This is a genomic window from Saccharomonospora marina XMU15 (assembly GCF_000244955.1).
Taxonomy (GTDB): domain Bacteria; phylum Actinomycetota; class Actinomycetes; order Mycobacteriales; family Pseudonocardiaceae; genus Saccharomonospora_A; species Saccharomonospora_A marina.
This window is the reverse complement of the sequence record NZ_CM001439.1, coordinates 5,219,846-5,235,429: the sequence shown is the minus strand read 5'-3', so window position 1 is coordinate 5,235,429 and position 15,584 is coordinate 5,219,846. Positions and strand designations below refer to the sequence as shown.

Here is a 15,584-nt window from a genome sequence, read left to right as displayed (position 1 = left end):
CGTACTGTATGGGGCGTGCTGGAGGGTTACGCGGGTTTCGTCCTGCCCCTGTTGGAGCCCGGGATGCGGGTGCTGGATGTGGGGAGTTTCCGCGGGGGGCAGGTGGCGAGCACGCTGAGTCTTGGCACCGCCGCCCACCCGATCCGGGTACTAGGCCTTGCCGCGGACCCGGCCGACGTGACCGATGCGCGAAGGCGGGCCGCGCGGGCCTCGGTGTCCACAGTGGAGTTCGTCGTCTCGCGTGCGGAAAGCCTGCCACTGTGCTCCGGTGTCGCCGATGTGGTGTTCTCGCACGGGCTGCTGGAAAGGTCCGTGGCTCCCATGGCCGTGCTGGCCGAATTCTTCCGGGTGCTCCGCCCCGGCGGCACGCTGGCTTTGTCCACGATGGACTGGAGCAAGGCCAGGCTGCGACCGAGGACGGCCAACGTGGACGCGGCTCTGCGTGGCTGGAACCTGCTGCAGCGACGCCTGGGTGTCGACCCGTTCGCGGGCAGGCGAGTGGCGGACCGGGTTCAGCGCGCGGGCTTTCGAGATGTGCGTTCGCGCGCTCGCTACCACGCCGACATCGGTTACCTGGCACTGGCGCGGGAGGTGGAGGCCGGTCTCGCGGCGGCGATACACCGCCCGGACGGGGTACCGGACCAGCAGTTGGCCAGTGCCGCGAGGTCGGCCTGGATGTGGGTCAGGGACGGTGCGGGCGACTTCAGCCAGTGTTGGGTGGAGACGCTCGCGACCCGCTGAACGTCAACCTCTGGTTGACGAAAGGGTGATCGTCAACCTATGGTTGACCCATGGTGCAGATCAATTCCTCCGTTCGCCTCGACGACCTGATCGAGGCCATCAAGAAGGCACACGCCGACGTTCTCGAGCAGCTTTCCGATGCCGTCATCGCGGCCGACCACCTCGGCGAGTTGGCCGACCATCTCATCGGCCACTTCGTGGACCAGGCACGACGCTCAGGGGCTTCCTGGACCGAGATCGGCAAGAGCATGGGCGTCAGCAAGCAGGCGGCGCAGAAGCGGTTCGTTTCCAAGTCCGAACCGCTGGACCCGAACGAGGGGTTCGCCAGGTTCACCCCACGGGCGCGAAGCGCCGTGGTCGCCGCGCAGAACGAAGCACACTCGGCAGGCAACGCCGAGATCACCCCGGAGCACCTCCTGCTGGGGCTGCTGAGTCAGCCGGAAGGACTCGCGGCGAAGGCGATCGCGAGCACGGTCTCGCTGGACAGCGTTCGGCGGGCGGCCACCGAGGCGCTGCCGAAGGCGGCCGGGGAGGTGCCCGCGATGACCCCGTACGCGACCGAGGCGCGGAAGGCGCTGGAGTTGACCTTCCGCGAAGCGCTGCGACTGGGGCACAACTACATCGGCACCGAGCACATCCTGCTCGCCCTGCTCGAACTCGAGAACGGCGACGGCCTGCTCCACGGCCTCGGCCTGGACAAGGAAAGCGTAGAGACCGAGATTCTCGCCGCGCTGGCTGCGATTACCGGCGGTGACTCGTAACCGCAGGCAGAACCGCGGAGAACCCAAGTCACATGCGGCCTCGGGCTACCCAGCCGACCGCCGCGGTCGATTCCACATAGCTGCGACTTGCCCGCGACAGCGGACGCCCAGACCCTGGGATGCGGCCCGGGCGTTCACTGATGTCTCAAGACATCACAACATCGGGGTGGCGGTGTCTGCGGTCTCAGGCATCCCGGACGGGTACGGCATGCCGGACCGACGTCGCAAGACCTCGCGCACACTGGGCAGGCCTGCGGCGATCACGCCACTGGCGTGTTCTGCCCGATCCTGATTCTCCATTCATCGCCGACGAGTTCAGCGACGACCATGAAGATCGCCTCCATTGGATCTTTGCGGGGCCGATCGGTGGAGGCGGTGTCCGCGCCAAGGGTCCGTTGCCGAGCATGGATTACCGCCCGTCCTGCGGTGAGGTGTGTGATGCGCTCGATCGTGTAGCTGACGCTGACGTCTTCCAGCGGCCCGCCGGAGCCGAACACGAACCTCTGGACGCGATACAGCGATTCCCTGTCGTCGACGAGGTTTCCCCCGAAGTTGACGAAGACGGGGTCTTCGACGAACAGTGCGTTCATGGACTCGGCGTCGTTGGTATTGAAGGCACGTTCATACCGCTTGATCAGGTCGTCCAGGCCCTGATCGATTCCTGCAGTCAAGATCTATCCCTTTCGGTAGAGCCGAACCCATCCTGCGACTTATAGCTAACTTGAGGTCAAGTCCTACTCGGGTGGCGAACGTTCGTAATGGAAACCACGTCGACCGGCGTCCAGCGCGCAGGCCGTGTGGGACGGCACAGCAGGCTCGGCCGCGCCGTCGGTCACCAACAGCCACCGACACCTGCGGCCGGTAAGGGCGCCGGGTCAACACCGTCGGTCAACGCTGTCGGGTCAACACTGTCGGGCCAACACTGTCGGGCCAACAGCGTGCTGATTCGATCGGCGACGGCGTGGAGCGGGTGGCGCGACTTTGACCCCACATGACGAAACGCCCGGACCCACAATTCGTGGGTCCGGGCGTCCAGGATGTCCGCAAGACATCACACTGTCGGGGTGGCGGGATTTGAACCCACGACCTCCTCGACCCGAACGAGGCACGCTACCAAGCTGCGCCACACCCCGATGTACTGCTGACCTTTCGGGTCGGCCCATAGTCTAGCGGACGCCGCTCGGCGCATTGCGCCGGGCCGCCCTGCGCGAGCCCTTCGGTTTCGTGCCGCGTGGCACGAGCGTCAGCAGACTCGCCTCGGGCGGGCAGGCGAACCGAACCGGTGCGTACGGTGACGTGCCAAGACCCGCCGACACGTGCAACCACATGTCGGCTCCCCAGCGGGATACGCCGCGCGCGCGGGAGCGGTCCAAGTCGCAGTTCGTGACGAGGGCACCGACTCCCGGCACTCGCAGTTGCCCGCCGTGGGTGTGGCCTGCCAGCACGAGGTCGTAGCCGTCGGCCGCGAACGGGTCGAGCACCCTCGGCTCGGGTGAGTGCGTCACGCCGAGGCGCAGCACCGCGTCGCGGTCGGCTCTTCCCTCGATGTCGGTGTAGCGGTCCCGTTGCAGGTGGGGGTCGTCGACCCCCGCCGCGAAGACCCGCTGTCCCGCCACTGGAAGCGCGCGACGTACGTGAGTCAGGTCAAGCCAGCCGTGCTCGATGAACGCGGCACGCAGGTCACGCCACGGCAGGTGCCGTCCATGGATGCGCTTCTTGCGACCGTTGGGCATGAGATAGCGCGCCGGGCTCTTCGGCTTCGGCGCGTAGTAGTCGTTGCTACCGAACACGAACACGCCCGGCCGTTCTAGCAGCGGCCCCAGCGCTCGTAGTACGGCCGGAACCGCCCGCCGGTGCGCGAGGTTGTCGCCGGTGTTCACCACGAGGTCCGGCTCGAGCCGGTCGAGTTCGGCGACCCAGCGTTGCTTCGACTCCTGGCCCGGCAGCATGTGCAGGTCGGAGACGTGCAGTACGCGGATCGGGTCGGAACCTTCGGCGAGCACCGGTACCTCCGCGGTGCGCAGGGTCCACAGCCGCCGCTCGATGCCGGCGGCATAGCCGAGGGTCGCGACGCCGAGAGCGGCGGTCCCTGTCACGAGCCGTTTCATCTGTCGTCCCTAGTACTCGCTCCACTACCCAGCGTACGCGCAGCTGCCGGGCCCGTGGGGTCCCCGGCATGGGCAGCTTGAACAGGCTAGCGAGCTGCCCCGTGCCGGTCTCCCGGCGGTCCGTCGCCCGTGTTGACGCGGGTCAGCGAACTCGCTCGTACCTCGGGTGCGCGGGCGGCAGCGGGAGCGCGGGTTCGCCTTCCAGGATCTTGGTCATCGCACCGAACCAGGTTCGTGCGGGTGTCTTGCCGCCGAACATGTTGCCGTAGGTGCCGTCGGTGGCGTAGACGTTGCCGGGCCCGCCGTCGATGAGGCCGCCGTTGGGATGGTCCGGCCGAAATACCATCGCGGCGCCCGCGAGCTGCGGGGTCGCCCCGATGAACGCGGCCGAGCCGTTGTTCTGCGTCGTTCCGGTCTTACCGATCATCGGGCGGGTCCAGTTCGCCGCGGCGGCCGCGGCGGCCGCGGTGCCACCGGGTTTGTCGTCCTCGCTCATTCCCACGGCCATCGAGTTGGCAAGCCCCTCGGGAACCACCTGCTCGCAGGGCTTCTCCTCGATCGGGACCGCAGCGCCGTTGCGGTCGGTGATCTGTGCGATCGGGGTGGGCGGGCACCACACTCCGCCGCTCATGATCGTGGCGGCGACGTTCGCCAGCTCCAGGCCGTTCGTCGGGCTGACTCCCAGCGTGAACGACCCCTTGCCGGGAGACCGCTCGCTCGGCCCGAAGTACTCCCGCTGACTCTGGCTGACCTGCTGGTTGTCGGCGCTGCGGTCCACAGGGCCGCCGGTGGCGGCGTTCGACGTCATGGTCGCCCGCATACCCAGCTTGTAGGCCATGTCGACCACGGCCTTCATACCCGCCTGCTCCTCCAGGATCACGAAGGCGGTGTTGGGTGAGGTGGCCAGAGCCTGCTGCAGCGTCATACTGCCCGGGTAACTGCCCGCGTTGGACACGCAGTAGGCGCGGGTGCCCTGGCCGACGTACGGGCAGCTCTCGCCGCCTCCCATGAACACCCTGGACACGTACGAGCCGGGCACCTGCACCCGGTCGTAGATGCCGTACTTGCGTTGCTCCAGGATCGCGGCGGCGGTGAACATCTTGTAGCTGGACCCCGCGCCGGTGACGTTCGCTGTTGACGACGGCAATGCGTACACGGTCTGTCCCTGACTGGCGTCCGTGCCGTAGTCCTTGTTCGCGGCCAGCGCCACCACCTCGTGCCGCTTCTTACCGGGCCGCACCAGCGACAGCGTGTTGGCCACGTTGTCCTGTGTCTTGCTCACCTGCTCCTCGGCCGAGCGCTTGGCCTCGTGGTTGGCCCGCTGGTCCATCGTCGTGCGGATGGTGTAACCGCCGGTGTACAGCTCCTCCTTGTCCATGCCGTGGCTGAGCAGGTAGTCCTCCACGTACTGGCAGAAGAAGCCGTTCTCCGGCCCCGCGCCGATGCAGTTGGCCGCGGGCTTGGATGGTCCGTCCGGGACGACGCCGAGCGGTTCGGCCTTGAGCCGTTCCGCGTCCTCGCGGGAAAGCTTCAGGTTCTCCACCATCTTGTCCAGCACCCAGTTGCGGCGCTCGGTCGCCTTCTCAGGGTTGTTCCACGGGTCGTAGACCGCCGGGTTGTTGACCATGCCCGCGAGTAGGGCGCTCTGGGTGACGGTGAGCTTGTCCGCTGTGGTGTTGAAGTAGGCCTGCGCCGCCGCTCCGACACCGAAGATCCGGCGAGAGAACTCCACCACATTGAGGTAGCCCGCGAGGATCTGCTCCTTGCTCAGCTTGGTCTCGAGCTGGATCGCGATCCGCGCTTCCTTCAATTTGCGAGCGACCGACACCTCCTGTGCCTTCTGCTGCCCCAGCTGGTCGTTGCGGTAGATGACGTTGATCAGATAGTTCTTGACGTACTGCTGGGTCAGCGTCGAGGCGCCCTGCGTGTCGCCGCCGGAGGTGTTGCTGACGGCCGCCCGGATGGTGCCCTTCCAGTCGACGCCGTGGTGCTCGTAGAAGCGCCGGTCCTCCACCGAGATCAGCGCCCATTTCATCGCGTCGGAGATCTCCTCCGGTGCGGTCGGGATGCGGTACTGCTCGTACAGCGTGGCGATCGGGTTGCCCGCACTGTCGGTGACCGTGGTCACCAGCGGTGGCGGCACGTCGGCGAGATCGGAGGACATCGACTCCACGGTGTCGCTCGCCTGGTTCGAGATCACCCCCGCCGCCCCGACGATCGGAAACAGCAGGCCCGCCACCAGCACCCCCGCGAGCAGGCAGAGTCCGAGCATCTTGAACAAGCCGTCCCTGGTACGCACGCGTTCAGGGTACGCATGGTCGCGTAGGGTTGCCGTGACCCGTTGACCCGGGCGTGATGTTGTCTGGTAACAAAGGGTCGCAAGGGGGTTGGCGGAGGGAACCGAGTAGCCCTACAGTCCGTCAACATCTCACGAAACGGTGCCAGGGGAGGCACCGTCTCACGGACGTGAGCACGCAAGACCAGCTCGCGGGGGTGAGGTCGAGCGCTTCGCTGCCTGCTTGCGGTCGCAAACTGGGTAGGAGCTGGGGGCATGAAGCGAAACGAGTCGGACTGGCGTATCCATGCGTACTGCCGCGACACCGACCCGGACGGCCTCTTCGTACGAGGTGCCGAGCAGAACAGGGCCAAGCTGGTCTGCATGGGTTGTCCGGTCCGCACCGAGTGTCTCGCGGAAGCGCTGGACAACCGGATCGACTTCGGAGTCTGGGGTGGTATGACCGAGCGGGAGCGGCGCGCGCTGCTTCGCAGGCGGCCTGACGTATCGAGTTGGCGCGGGCTGCTTGAGTCGGCCAAGCGGCAGTACGAACCCGCTCAGCGGGTGTCGTAGCCACCTCTTACGGGCCCGAGAGGCGGTCACCGATATCGCGAAGGCCCGCGATGTCGTGCACGTCGCTGGGCAAGGCGGGCACCTGGACGACAGCGACGCTGGGGTGGGCGCGGGTGAAGCGGGCGAGTAGCCGCTTCTCCCGCTCCGCCACCGCCACCCTGTCGGCGTGCAGGCGCAGCACGGCTGAGGCGAGGGGGGCCTTGTTGCCGCCACGCTCGATTGCCTCGGCGGCCGCGAGGGCATCGATCGCGGACAGGTCGGCCAGCACCGGATGGGTGCGGTTGGCGACCAGCCCCGCCAGCGGCATCGCCTCGTCCGAGAGCCGTTCGACGAAGTAGCTGGCCTCTCGAAGGGCGTCCGGTTCCGGTGCCGCGATCACCACGAAAGCCGTGCCCTTGGAACGCAGCAGCTCCGCTGTCTTGCCCGCGCGCTCGCGGAAACCGCCGAAGGTGGAGTCGAACGCCTGCATGAACGCGGAGGCGTCGGCGAGCAGTTGGCCGCCCAGAATCGTCGAGACCGCCTTGGCGAACATCGAAAAGCCCGCGCTGACCACCTTGCGTAGGCCCCAGCCACCGGCTTTCGCCGGGGTTGTCAGCAACCGGATCATCCGCCCGTCCAGCGCGGCGGACAGCCGCGACGGCGCGTCGAGGAAGTCCAGAGCAGAACGGCTCGGTGGCGTGTCCACCACGATGAGGTCCCAGTCCCCCGTCGCGGCGAGCTGGCCCAGCTTCTCCATAGCCATGTACTCCTGTGTCCCGGAGAACGACGTGGAGATCGTCTGGTAGAAGCGGTTGGCCAGCAGCTGTTCCGCGCGTTCGGGGCCCGCGTGCCTTCGCACCATGTCGTCGAAGGTGCGCCGCATGTCCAGCATCATCGCCCACAGCTCGCCCTTGGGTTCGAACCCGGGGAGTGAGACCTTCCTCGGCTGGTTGCCGAGTTCGCGAAGCCCCAGCGCCTGCGCGAGCCTGCGGGCCGGGTCGATGGTGAGCACCACGGTCTGCCTGCCCCGCTCGGCCGCACGCAGGGCCAGTGCCGCCGCCGTGGTCGTCTTCCCGACCCCACCCGACCCGCAGCACAGCACCACGCGGGTCTGCTGGTCGTCGAGCAGTTCGTCGACGTCGAAGGTCGGCGTCGTTGGTGTCGTCGGGTTTGTCGGCTGGGTCGGCTGTGTTGGCTGTGTTGGCTGGGTCACGGTGTCAGCGCACCCCCTGCTCGACAAGCGTCTCGGCGAGTTCGTACAGCGCGGCGACGTCGACCCCTGTCGTGAGGTCGGGAACCTCCAGCGTGGGAAGGTCGGCCTCGGAGAGCTGTTCGCGGGCCCGCTGCTCGGCGTCGAGCCGGATCGCGTGCTCGACGGTTTCCTCCACCAGTGCGTCGAGGGTCGCCTGGGGTAGTTCGAGGCCCGCGGAGGCGAGTCCGGTGCGCACCCTCGCGGCGTCCACCCTGCCGTCGGCTGCCGCGGTGACCGAGCGCGCGGGCAGCCGGGGCGGCCGGACCCGGTTCACCAGCACCGCTCCCGGGCGCAGGTCGGCGCCGTCGAGTTCGGCGACCGCGTCCAGTGTCTCCCGCACCGGCATCTCCTCAAGCAGCGTGACCAGGTGCACAGCCGTCTCCCCCGAGTGCAGCAGGCGCACCACACCCTCGGCCTGCGCCCGGATCGGACCGGTCTTGGCGAGATCGGTGAGTGCCTTGGTGACGTCGAGGAACTTCACGACCCTGCCGGTGGGTGGGGCGTCCACCACGACTGCGTCGTAGGTGTGCCTGCCGTCGGAGTCCGTTCGACCGACACATTCCTTGATCTTGCCGGTGAGCAGTACGTCGCGCAGTCCAGGAGCCAGTGTTGTGGCGAACTCGATCGCGCCCATCCTCCGCAGCGTCCTGCCCGCGAAGCCGAGGTTGTAGAACATCTCGAAGTACTCGAGCAGCGCCGCTTCCACATCGACGTGCAGCGCTCGCACCTCGCCTCCCCCGGGAGCGGCTGCGATGCGCTGCTCGGCATAGGGCAGTGGCTCGGTGTCGAAGACCTGGGCGAACCCCTGCCGTCCCTCGACCTCGATGAGCAGCACTCGCCTGCCGTGGCTGGCCAGTGCCAGCCCCAGCGATGCGGCCAGGGTGGTCTTGCCCGTCCCACCCTTTCCGGTGACGAAGTGGAGCCGGGTCCGTGCGAGTTCGTCGGTCCAGCCAGCCAGGTTGGTCACCTTCGCAGCCTAAGCCGAGACGGCCGTGGTGGTGTCGGGCGGCACCCGGGTGCGGCCGTCGCGGCACTCAGCCCACGAGCAGCGCCACGGCGACGCCGACCGCGATGGCCGCGGCGACACCCCAGGTCACGGCGGCGGGCAGCACTGTGAGCGTGAGAACGCAGCCAACGGCGAGCGCGGTGGCACAGACCAGTCCCGCCACGGCGGCGGTGGCCGGGCTGCCGGACCGTTCCCTTGCCTTGGCGATCACGAGCAACACGCCCAGAATCCCCGGCACGCCCAGCAGGATCGTGGCGAGGATGCGCCATGCCTCCACGCCGCAACACAGTAGTGGCTAGGGTGTCCGGCATGAGTGCCACGAAGTGGGAGTACGCCACGGTTCCGCTGCTGATCCACGCGACCAAGCAGATCCTCGACCAGTGGGGAGACGACGGCTGGGAGCTGGTCACCGTGCTGCCCAACCCCAGTGGTGAGCAGCACGTCGCCTACCTCAAGCGCCCGAAGGGCTGAGCATGGGCTGGAGCGGGAGGCTGGCCGAACTCGGTATCGAACTGCCTGAGGTCGCGGCGCCTGTCGCCGCCTACGTTCCTGCCGTGCGCACCGGCTCACACGTCTACACGTCCGGGCAGTTGCCGTTCGTGGCGGGTTCGCTCGCCGCGACGGGGAAGGTGGGCGGTGAGGTCAGCCCCGAGGAGGCCAAGCAGCACGCCCGCACGGCGGCGTTGAACGCGCTGGCGGCGGTGCACGCCCTCGTCGGCATCGACTCGGTCCTGCGGGTTGTCAAGGTGACGGGTTTCGTGGCGTCGAGCGAGGGATTCACCGGGCAGCCCGCCGTGCTCAACGGCGCCTCGGAGTTGCTGGGGGAGATCTTCGGCGACGCGGGCTCGCACGCCCGGTCGGCGGTCGGGGTCGCGGAACTGCCCCTGGGGGCACCTGTCGAGGTCGAGTTGATCGTCGAGGTGGAGGCATAGTGGATCCAGACATCGAGTACTCGTGCCACGAGCTGCTGCTGCGGCTCGCGGGCCGGATGCCGGACCGGATGCTGTGGCGGTTCAGGGACTGGCTCGGCGAGGGGGCGATGGGCACGCTGTCGCGCACCCTTCCCAAGGCTTTGCTAAAGCACAGGATTGACCTTGATCAGGCCGAGTATCGCCTGCTGGTCGCGGGTCTGATTCCGCATGGTGCGGACTGGCATCAGGTCAGTTCCACGCTTGGGGTGGACGCCTCCGCCGAGAACCGGTACACATTCACTCCGGGTGCACCCGATTGGGTGAACACCGTTGATTCGGTGTCCGTGGTGGTTCACGCAACGTTGCGTGGGCGCCCGGACGTAGGTGAGGTCCGGGAGAGTTGGCGGCACGACCGAGGGTCCGTCGAGGAGGAGGCGAAGCGGGTCCTGCTGGTCACCGCCGTATCCGGGCTGCCACGTCTTACTGGGGAGCTACAGCGGGTCCTGCGGGTGCTGGGCGAGGAGGCGCCGAGTGTGGAGGTACTTCCGGCGCAGGGCGAACTGCCCGCCTATCACCAGGCGGCGCTGGCGGATTCCCGGTTCGTTTGCGTGGGCGCCGTGGACGCCGGTCATCACAGACTCGTACCCGCGTAGTGCTCGCTCGTCCGGCAGCGGGCTGGAGGGAGATCGGCGATGGTGGACGTCCACGACGGCCTGCCGAAGGACGGTTTCGCGGTCCCGTTGCGGCTGCACAACGTCCTGTTGGCGCTGGCAGGTCGGCTCGACGACAGCGCACTGTCGGAGGCCCGTGAGCTCGTCGCCCGCTCACACCTCGACGACGCGGCCGAGCTGGCCACCGGTGCGCTGATCGCGGGCCGGATCATGGTGCGGCCCGCCGAGCAGCGCGAACTGGCGTTGGTGCTGGAGATGAGCAGGTCCGACGCCAGCCTGGCCGACCAGCTGACCGTCGGTGACGCGGTGCCCGGCTACACCCACCGCTTCAGCAGGGACAACGAGCCCGAACGCGGGATCGTCGAGGCGTTGGACCGGACGTTGCAGGTGCTTCCCGACCTGCGTTCGGTGCACGCCGTGTGGCGCAACACCCCCGCGGGCAGCGTTCCTGGGCCGCTACCGCAGCGGGTTGTGCTCATCGAGATCGGACCGGAGGCCCACCCACCCGCCGTGGCGTTCAGGGTCGACGACGCGCTGCGCAGGGCCGGAATTCGCGCTGTGGTGGAGGTCACCGGTCCAGGTGCGGAACGTACCGAGTACCACGAGGCCGGGCTCGCGGCCGCCACGCCGGTCTGGCTGGCGGGAGGAAACAGCCAGACGTCCGGCTCGCTGCCTTCGCGAAGGTCGAGGGCGGGCGGTGGCCGCAGGTCCGAGAGCAGGCGCGAAGGTGCTCACGCCGTCGTCGAGCCGGTGGAATCGGAGCCGCCCGCACCGCTGGCGGATCCGCAGGCCTCGATCGGTGAGCTGCCCGATGTCGCAACGGTGCCGGAGTCGAGCATGGTGGAGGAGGAGAACCGCGCCGCCGCCACCACCGAGCTCACCAAGGAGGAGGTGGCACAGTTGCGGGCCGCCATCGCGGAGGACCCCGAGCGGGGCAGGTTGATCGCGGGCGTCGACCGCGGCGGCGACGGGGTGGTGGAGCTGCCTGAACTCGATCTCGACGACCCGCAGCTTTCGGAGCGCGACCGGCAGTTGCTGCGCGAACTGCACGCCGAACTCGCCGAGCGGGAGCGTGCCGAGGCCGCGAACGCCAGGATGAACGGTGCCGAGCAACACTGGGCGGACGGTTTCACCGCCGGCTGACGGTATCTTGCGGTATGTGAGCCTGTTGCGAGACGACGAGGGTCGCGCGCCGATGACCTTCCGGGTACCGAAGGAGTCGGTGTTGTCCTTGCCGAAGGAGCCGCCGCGGCAGCCCTCCGTGCCCAAGGACGCGGCGACGGTGATGCTGCTGCGCGACCCCGCCGGTTCGCCCGGCGGCGGTGTGGAGGTGTTCCTCCAGCGGCGCGTTGCCGGGATGGCCTTCGCAGGCGGGATGACCGTCTTCCCGGGCGGAGGTGTCGACGCGCGTGATGCCGACGCCTCGGTGAGCTGGGCAGGACCGCCACCGTCGCGGTGGGCGGAGTGGTTTTCCTGCTCGGAGTCCATGGCGAGAGCTCTGGTGTGCGCGGCGGTGCGGGAGACGTTCGAGGAGTCGGGTGTGCTGCTGGCCGGCGACGAGTCCGGCGCCGTGGCCTGCACCGCCCAGTACGCCGACGCCCGCCGGGCGCTGGTTTCCAGAGAGCTGTCGCTGGCGGCCTTCCTGGCCGATGCCGGGCTTACGCTGCGGGCCGACCTGCTGCGCCCGTGGGCGAACTGGGTGACCCCGGAGCAGGAGCCCCGACGCTACGACACACGCTTCTTCGTGGCCGCGCTTCCGGCCGGTCAGCGTGCCGACGGCGCGACGACGGAGGCGGAGGACTCGGGCTGGCACCGGCCCGGCGAAGCGATCGCCGACGCCGAGGCCGGTCGCAGTGGGCTGATGCCGCCGACGTGGTTCACCCTCGACGAACTGGCACGCTTCGACTCGGTGTCGGACGTACTGGCGGTCGAGCGCGACGTCCGCCGGATCACTCCCCGGCTCGTGATGGATGGCGACGTGGTGCGAGTGGAGCTGCCATGACACACCCCGCGTACGGCACGCTGCGGCAGGTTTCCGAGGCAGCTTCGGTGCTGCTGGAGAACAATCCCTCGACCATGACGCTGGAGGGCACCAACACCTGGGTGCTCGGCGCCCCAGGTGCGTCCGGCCGGATCATCGTCGACCCCGGATACGAGGACGTCGATCACCTCCGCAGGCTGCTCGATGGTGCGCCTGTGGAATTGATCCTGCTGACGCATCATCATCCCGACCACTCCGAAGGCGCGCCCTGGCTCGCCCACCGGGTTGATGCGCCGGTACGGGCATTCGATGCCGAGCTGTGCCAGGGCGGCGACCCCATCGGTGCCGACCAGGTGATCAAAGCCGCGGGGTTGGAATTGCAGGTGCTGCACACTCCCGGCCACACGGCCGACTCGGTCACGCTGCGGTTCGACCACGACGGCCTCACCCACGCACTGACCGGCGACACCGTGCTCGGCAAGGGCACCACCGTGCTCACAGACCTCGGTGACTACCTGGACTCGTTGGCGAGGCTGCGAGGACTGCCGAGGGGCTCCATCGGGCTGCCCGGTCACGGGCCGGAGCTGGCTGATCTGACCGTGACGGCGCGCCAGTACTACGACCACCGGCAGCAACGGCTCGACCAAGTCCGGGCGGCCCTGCGGCAGCTCGGCGAGGGCGCTACGGCCAGGCAGGTGGTCGAGATGGTCTACGCCGACGTCGACAAGGCGTTGTGGGGGCCTGCCGAGTCCAGTGTGCGGGCGCAGTTGGAGTACCTGCGTTCGGTCGAGTAGCGCCACGTCCTCAGCAGGCGACCCGCTCGGTTCGCCGCTGGTACGGCTCGGTGGGGCCGATGGTGGACCGCAGCAGCCATACCGCGCCTGCCACCACGCCCGCACAGGCTGCCGCGGTGAGGAAGGCCAGTGGTGGTCCGCTGCGCTCCACCAGGTAGCCGCTCATCGACTGGCCGAACGCCAGTCCGAGCGTGATCGCCGTGACCACCCAGCCGAACGCCTCCGCGGCCGTGCCGCGCGGCGCCACGAGTTCGATGGCCACCGAGTGTGCTGTGGACTGCGCGGTAATGAGCGCCCCCGCGACGAGCAGGGCCGCCCCGAGACCCCACAGCGAGGACGGCACGGCGAGCAACGCGACGCCCGCGCCGAACAACGCGAGCAGCACGGGCAGTCTCAGGTGCAGGCTCCTAGGCCATGGCCGTGTGTTGTAGGCGACTCCGAAGCCGACCGAGCTGACCGACCACAGCGACAGCAGCAGGCCGCCCATCGCGACGCTGCCCGCCGCCGAGGCCGCGGCCGGTACGGCGACCTCGACGAACCCGATCACCATGCCGAACCCACCCGCGGCGAGTGCCAGCGTGCGCAATCCGGGGCTGGCGAGTGCGCCGAGCAGTCGCGAGGGGCGCTCCTCTCCGGGTCCCCACGTCCGCACGGCCGGGCTCAACGCGAACAGCACCGAGCCCACGACCATGCACGCGCCCCCGATCACCAGGCCGGTTCCCGGCCACGGCGCCGCGATCAGCGCACCGGCCAACCCTGGGCCGAGGATGAAGAACACCTCCATGCTGATCGCCTCGTAGGACAGCGCGGCGTCGCGGGTGGGGCCGGGTGGCAGCAGCCGCGCCCAGAGTGCTCGGGAGGCCGAGCCGGTCATCGGCTCGCTGACGCCGATACCGGCGGCCGTGACCGCGAGTACGGGCGTCGACGCATGCGACTCGATCGCGACTACGAGAGCGGCCAGCAATAGCGTGAACAGCGCGGCGACGGCCAGCAGTGGTCGGGTGGGCCCGTACCTGTCGATCAGCCTGCCCTGTGCCACCGAGCCCACCGACACCCCGGCCAGCGTGCAGGCCGACACCAGGCCTGCCGTGGTGAACGAGCCGGTCTGCCGCTGCACGTAGAGCAACGCCGAGATGCCGATCATGGCGATGGGTAACCGGGCGAACAGGGACGCGACCACCGGTCCGCGTGAGCCGGGCACGCTGAGCGCGGCACGGTAGTCGGTCAGGTGAGCACCACCGGAAGACTGGGACACGTGTACCAGTATGCCCACTCTGGTACGCTAGTACCAGTTATTTGAATCCGTAAACTTGAACAAATCGACCCGGAAGAGGTGTGAGCGCCAGCCGGTCTGGGTATTCAGGTTTCAGTTGAGTAACGGTGCGCGTTATCGGGCATCAAACACGGCCCCCACGCGTCCTTGAGGGTGAACGGCCTTGAGTTGATGGGTAGGGGTCGTGCGATGGTTGACATAACACAACGCGTCGAGCCGAGCACAGGCTCGAACCAATAGAGACTCCCTCCGGGATTCGGGTCGGGGCCTACACCGGAGGGCGGGGAGCGCGGGCTGTCGGGGGATGGTCCGCGCAAAGGCAAGGGGCCGGTGCGCCACGTCGGGGGTGGCGCCCGGCCCCTTGTCTTGTCCGCTTACAGTTGTGCGGCTGGTCAGCCCTGGTCAGCGGGCCCTTCTGGCCAGTCGCTCCGGGTCCAGGATCAGCACGCTCTTGCCTTCCAGCCGCAGCCAGCCACGGTGGGCGAAGTCGGCAAGCGCCTTGTTCACGGTCTCCCGTGAGGCGCCGACGTACTGCGCGATCTCCTCCTGGGTCAGGTCGTGCGTGACCCGAAGCAGGCCCGCCTCCTGGCTGCCGAACCGCTGGGCGAGTTGCAGCAGCGCCCTGGCCACCCGGCCGGGCACGTCGGTGAAGATCAGCTCGGCCACCATGTTGTTCGTCCGGCGCAACCTACGGGCGACCACGCGCAGTAGCTGCTCGGCGATCTCCGGCCGCGTGGAGATCCACTGCCGAAGCGCGGGCCGGTCCATCGTCACGGCGCTGACCTCGGTCACAGTCGTGGCCGTCGACGTGCGAGGGCCGGGGTCGAAGATCGACAGCTCGCCGAACATGTCGGAAGGGCCCATGATCTGGAACAGGTTCTCGCGTCCGTCGGCGGACTTGCGCCCGATCTTCACCTTGCCCGACTTGATGATGTACAGCTTGTCGCCCGGCTCGCCCTCGTTGAAGATCACGTGGCCGCGGGGGAATTCCACTGTCTCCAAGGTCTGCGCGAGCGCCTCGGCCGCCGCCGGTTCCACACCCTGGAAAATGCCCGCGCGGGCCAGGGTCTCGTCCACCTCGTGCCTCCTTTGAGAAGCGACCCCGATCCTCGAATGCAGAGGAGCGTGTCGCCGATCACTAAAATGCAGTGTAGGGCGTGCCCCCGAGTTCGCTTCCCGGCTCACCGCCGAAACGGTCGACCACAGCTCGCTCGGCCAGGTGTTCCGTGCGCTGAGCGTCCACGTGTGCACGGACTGTC

17 protein-coding genes and 1 tRNA gene are annotated in these 15,584 nt (G+C 68.5%); 9 read left to right on the top strand and 9 right to left on the bottom strand.

Annotated elements, in window-relative coordinates:
• Positions 1 to 15 precede the first annotated feature (15 nt).
• On the top strand, positions 16 to 741 hold the full coding sequence (locus SACMADRAFT_RS24765; RefSeq protein WP_009156603.1) for a class I SAM-dependent methyltransferase: 726 nt from the start codon (positions 16 to 18) through the stop codon (positions 739 to 741).
• 50 nt (positions 742 to 791) lie between these two features.
• On the top strand, positions 792 to 1,502 hold the full coding sequence (locus SACMADRAFT_RS24760) for a Clp protease N-terminal domain-containing protein (RefSeq protein ID WP_009156602.1): 711 nt from the start codon (positions 792 to 794) through the stop codon (positions 1,500 to 1,502).
• Between the two features lie 260 nt (positions 1,503 to 1,762).
• On the opposite strand, the gene SACMADRAFT_RS24755 is transcribed toward SACMADRAFT_RS24760, so the two are convergent.
• The 4 genes from SACMADRAFT_RS24755 to SACMADRAFT_RS24740 form a co-directional block, all read right to left on the bottom strand.
• Positions 1,763 to 2,173 carry an SgcJ/EcaC family oxidoreductase gene (locus tag SACMADRAFT_RS24755; RefSeq protein WP_009156601.1) on the bottom strand — a complete coding sequence of 137 codons (411 nt, stop codon included), beginning with the start codon at positions 2,171 to 2,173 and terminating at the stop codon, positions 1,763 to 1,765.
• Positions 2,174 to 2,561: 388 nt separating this feature from the next.
• Positions 2,562 to 2,635, bottom strand: a tRNA-Pro gene (locus SACMADRAFT_RS24750).
• Positions 2,636 to 2,668: 33 nt separating this feature from the next.
• On the bottom strand, positions 2,669 to 3,610 hold the full coding sequence (locus tag SACMADRAFT_RS24745) for a metallophosphoesterase (protein WP_009156600.1): 942 nt from the start codon (positions 3,608 to 3,610) through the stop codon (positions 2,669 to 2,671).
• Positions 3,611 to 3,752: 142 nt separating this feature from the next.
• Positions 3,753 to 5,909: a transglycosylase domain-containing protein gene (locus SACMADRAFT_RS24740; protein WP_009156599.1), complete on the bottom strand. Its 2,157-nt coding sequence runs from the start codon at positions 5,907 to 5,909 to the stop codon at positions 3,753 to 3,755.
• A 252-nt stretch (positions 5,910 to 6,161) separates the two neighbouring features.
• Between SACMADRAFT_RS24740 and SACMADRAFT_RS24735 the strand changes: the two genes are divergently transcribed.
• The gene (locus SACMADRAFT_RS24735) at positions 6,162 to 6,458 is read left to right on the top strand and encodes a WhiB family transcriptional regulator (protein WP_009156598.1); all 297 of its coding nucleotides are present in this window, start codon (positions 6,162 to 6,164) and stop codon (positions 6,456 to 6,458) included.
• 7 nt (positions 6,459 to 6,465) lie between these two features.
• Here the strand turns inward: SACMADRAFT_RS24735 and SACMADRAFT_RS24730 are convergent, their stop codons facing one another.
• From SACMADRAFT_RS24730 to SACMADRAFT_RS24720, 3 genes are all read right to left on the bottom strand, one after another.
• Positions 6,466 to 7,566 (bottom strand): ArsA family ATPase, encoded by a 1,101-nt coding sequence (locus SACMADRAFT_RS24730; protein ID WP_040926797.1) that lies wholly within the window; start codon positions 7,564 to 7,566, stop codon positions 6,466 to 6,468.
• 88 nt (positions 7,567 to 7,654) lie between these two features.
• Positions 7,655 to 8,656, bottom strand: coding sequence for an ArsA-related P-loop ATPase (locus SACMADRAFT_RS24725; protein ID WP_009156596.1), 1,002 nt, complete (start codon positions 8,654 to 8,656; stop codon positions 7,655 to 7,657).
• Between the two features lie 67 nt (positions 8,657 to 8,723).
• On the bottom strand, positions 8,724 to 8,972 hold the full coding sequence (locus tag SACMADRAFT_RS24720) for a hypothetical protein (RefSeq protein WP_009156595.1): 249 nt from the start codon (positions 8,970 to 8,972) through the stop codon (positions 8,724 to 8,726).
• 32 nt (positions 8,973 to 9,004) lie between these two features.
• Between SACMADRAFT_RS24720 and SACMADRAFT_RS29725 the strand changes: the two genes are divergently transcribed.
• Genes SACMADRAFT_RS29725 through SACMADRAFT_RS24695 form a run of 6 tightly spaced genes read left to right on the top strand, consistent with a single transcriptional unit; the run spans position 9,005 to position 13,052 of the window.
• Entirely contained in the window at positions 9,005 to 9,166 is a 162-nt protein-coding gene (locus SACMADRAFT_RS29725) for a DUF4177 domain-containing protein (protein WP_009156594.1), read from the top strand.
• 2 nt (positions 9,167 to 9,168) lie between these two features.
• Positions 9,169 to 9,627 (top strand): RidA family protein, encoded by a 459-nt coding sequence (locus SACMADRAFT_RS24715; RefSeq protein WP_009156593.1) that lies wholly within the window; start codon positions 9,169 to 9,171, stop codon positions 9,625 to 9,627.
• Complete coding sequence (locus SACMADRAFT_RS24710) at positions 9,627 to 10,259, top strand: hypothetical protein (protein WP_009156592.1); 633 nt, start codon at positions 9,627 to 9,629, stop codon at positions 10,257 to 10,259. Before SACMADRAFT_RS24715 ends, SACMADRAFT_RS24710 begins: the two co-directional genes overlap by 1 nt.
• A 39-nt stretch (positions 10,260 to 10,298) precedes the next feature.
• Positions 10,299 to 11,420 carry a hypothetical protein gene (locus SACMADRAFT_RS24705; RefSeq protein WP_009156591.1) on the top strand — a complete coding sequence of 374 codons (1,122 nt, stop codon included), beginning with the start codon at positions 10,299 to 10,301 and terminating at the stop codon, positions 11,418 to 11,420.
• Between the two features lie 52 nt (positions 11,421 to 11,472).
• A complete protein-coding gene (locus SACMADRAFT_RS24700) occupies positions 11,473 to 12,279 on the top strand; it encodes an NUDIX hydrolase (protein ID WP_050998416.1) in 807 nt (268 codons plus the stop codon).
• Entirely contained in the window at positions 12,276 to 13,052 is a 777-nt protein-coding gene (locus tag SACMADRAFT_RS24695; RefSeq protein ID WP_009156589.1) for an MBL fold metallo-hydrolase, read from the top strand. Before SACMADRAFT_RS24700 ends, SACMADRAFT_RS24695 begins: the two co-directional genes overlap by 4 nt.
• A gap of 10 nt (positions 13,053 to 13,062) precedes the next feature.
• On the opposite strand, the gene SACMADRAFT_RS24690 is transcribed toward SACMADRAFT_RS24695, so the two are convergent.
• Together SACMADRAFT_RS24690 and SACMADRAFT_RS24685 are read right to left on the bottom strand one after the other, a co-directional pair.
• Entirely contained in the window at positions 13,063 to 14,307 is a 1,245-nt protein-coding gene (locus SACMADRAFT_RS24690; protein ID WP_040926795.1) for an MFS transporter, read from the bottom strand.
• Positions 14,308 to 14,727: 420 nt separating this feature from the next.
• Entirely contained in the window at positions 14,728 to 15,402 is a 675-nt protein-coding gene (locus SACMADRAFT_RS24685) for a Crp/Fnr family transcriptional regulator (RefSeq protein ID WP_005441764.1), read from the bottom strand.
• Positions 15,403 to 15,584 lie beyond the last annotated feature (182 nt).

Excerpts from the sequence above, each read along its gene's own strand:
- SACMADRAFT_RS24760 (WP_009156602.1), top strand. The coding sequence starts at position 792 with ATGGTGCAGATCAATTCCTCCGTTCGCCTCGACGACCTGATCGAGGCC.
- SACMADRAFT_RS24745 (WP_009156600.1), bottom strand. The coding sequence starts at position 3,610 with ATGAAACGGCTCGTGACAGGGACCGCCGCTCTCGGCGTCGCGACCCTC.
- SACMADRAFT_RS24735 (WP_009156598.1), top strand. The coding sequence starts at position 6,162 with ATGAAGCGAAACGAGTCGGACTGGCGTATCCATGCGTACTGCCGCGAC.
- SACMADRAFT_RS29725 (WP_009156594.1), top strand. The coding sequence starts at position 9,005 with ATGAGTGCCACGAAGTGGGAGTACGCCACGGTTCCGCTGCTGATCCAC.
- SACMADRAFT_RS24715 (WP_009156593.1), top strand. The coding sequence starts at position 9,169 with ATGGGCTGGAGCGGGAGGCTGGCCGAACTCGGTATCGAACTGCCTGAG.
- SACMADRAFT_RS24705 (WP_009156591.1), top strand. The coding sequence starts at position 10,299 with ATGGTGGACGTCCACGACGGCCTGCCGAAGGACGGTTTCGCGGTCCCG.
- SACMADRAFT_RS24700 (WP_050998416.1), top strand. The coding sequence starts at position 11,473 with ATGACCTTCCGGGTACCGAAGGAGTCGGTGTTGTCCTTGCCGAAGGAG.
- SACMADRAFT_RS24695 (WP_009156589.1), top strand. The coding sequence starts at position 12,276 with ATGACACACCCCGCGTACGGCACGCTGCGGCAGGTTTCCGAGGCAGCT.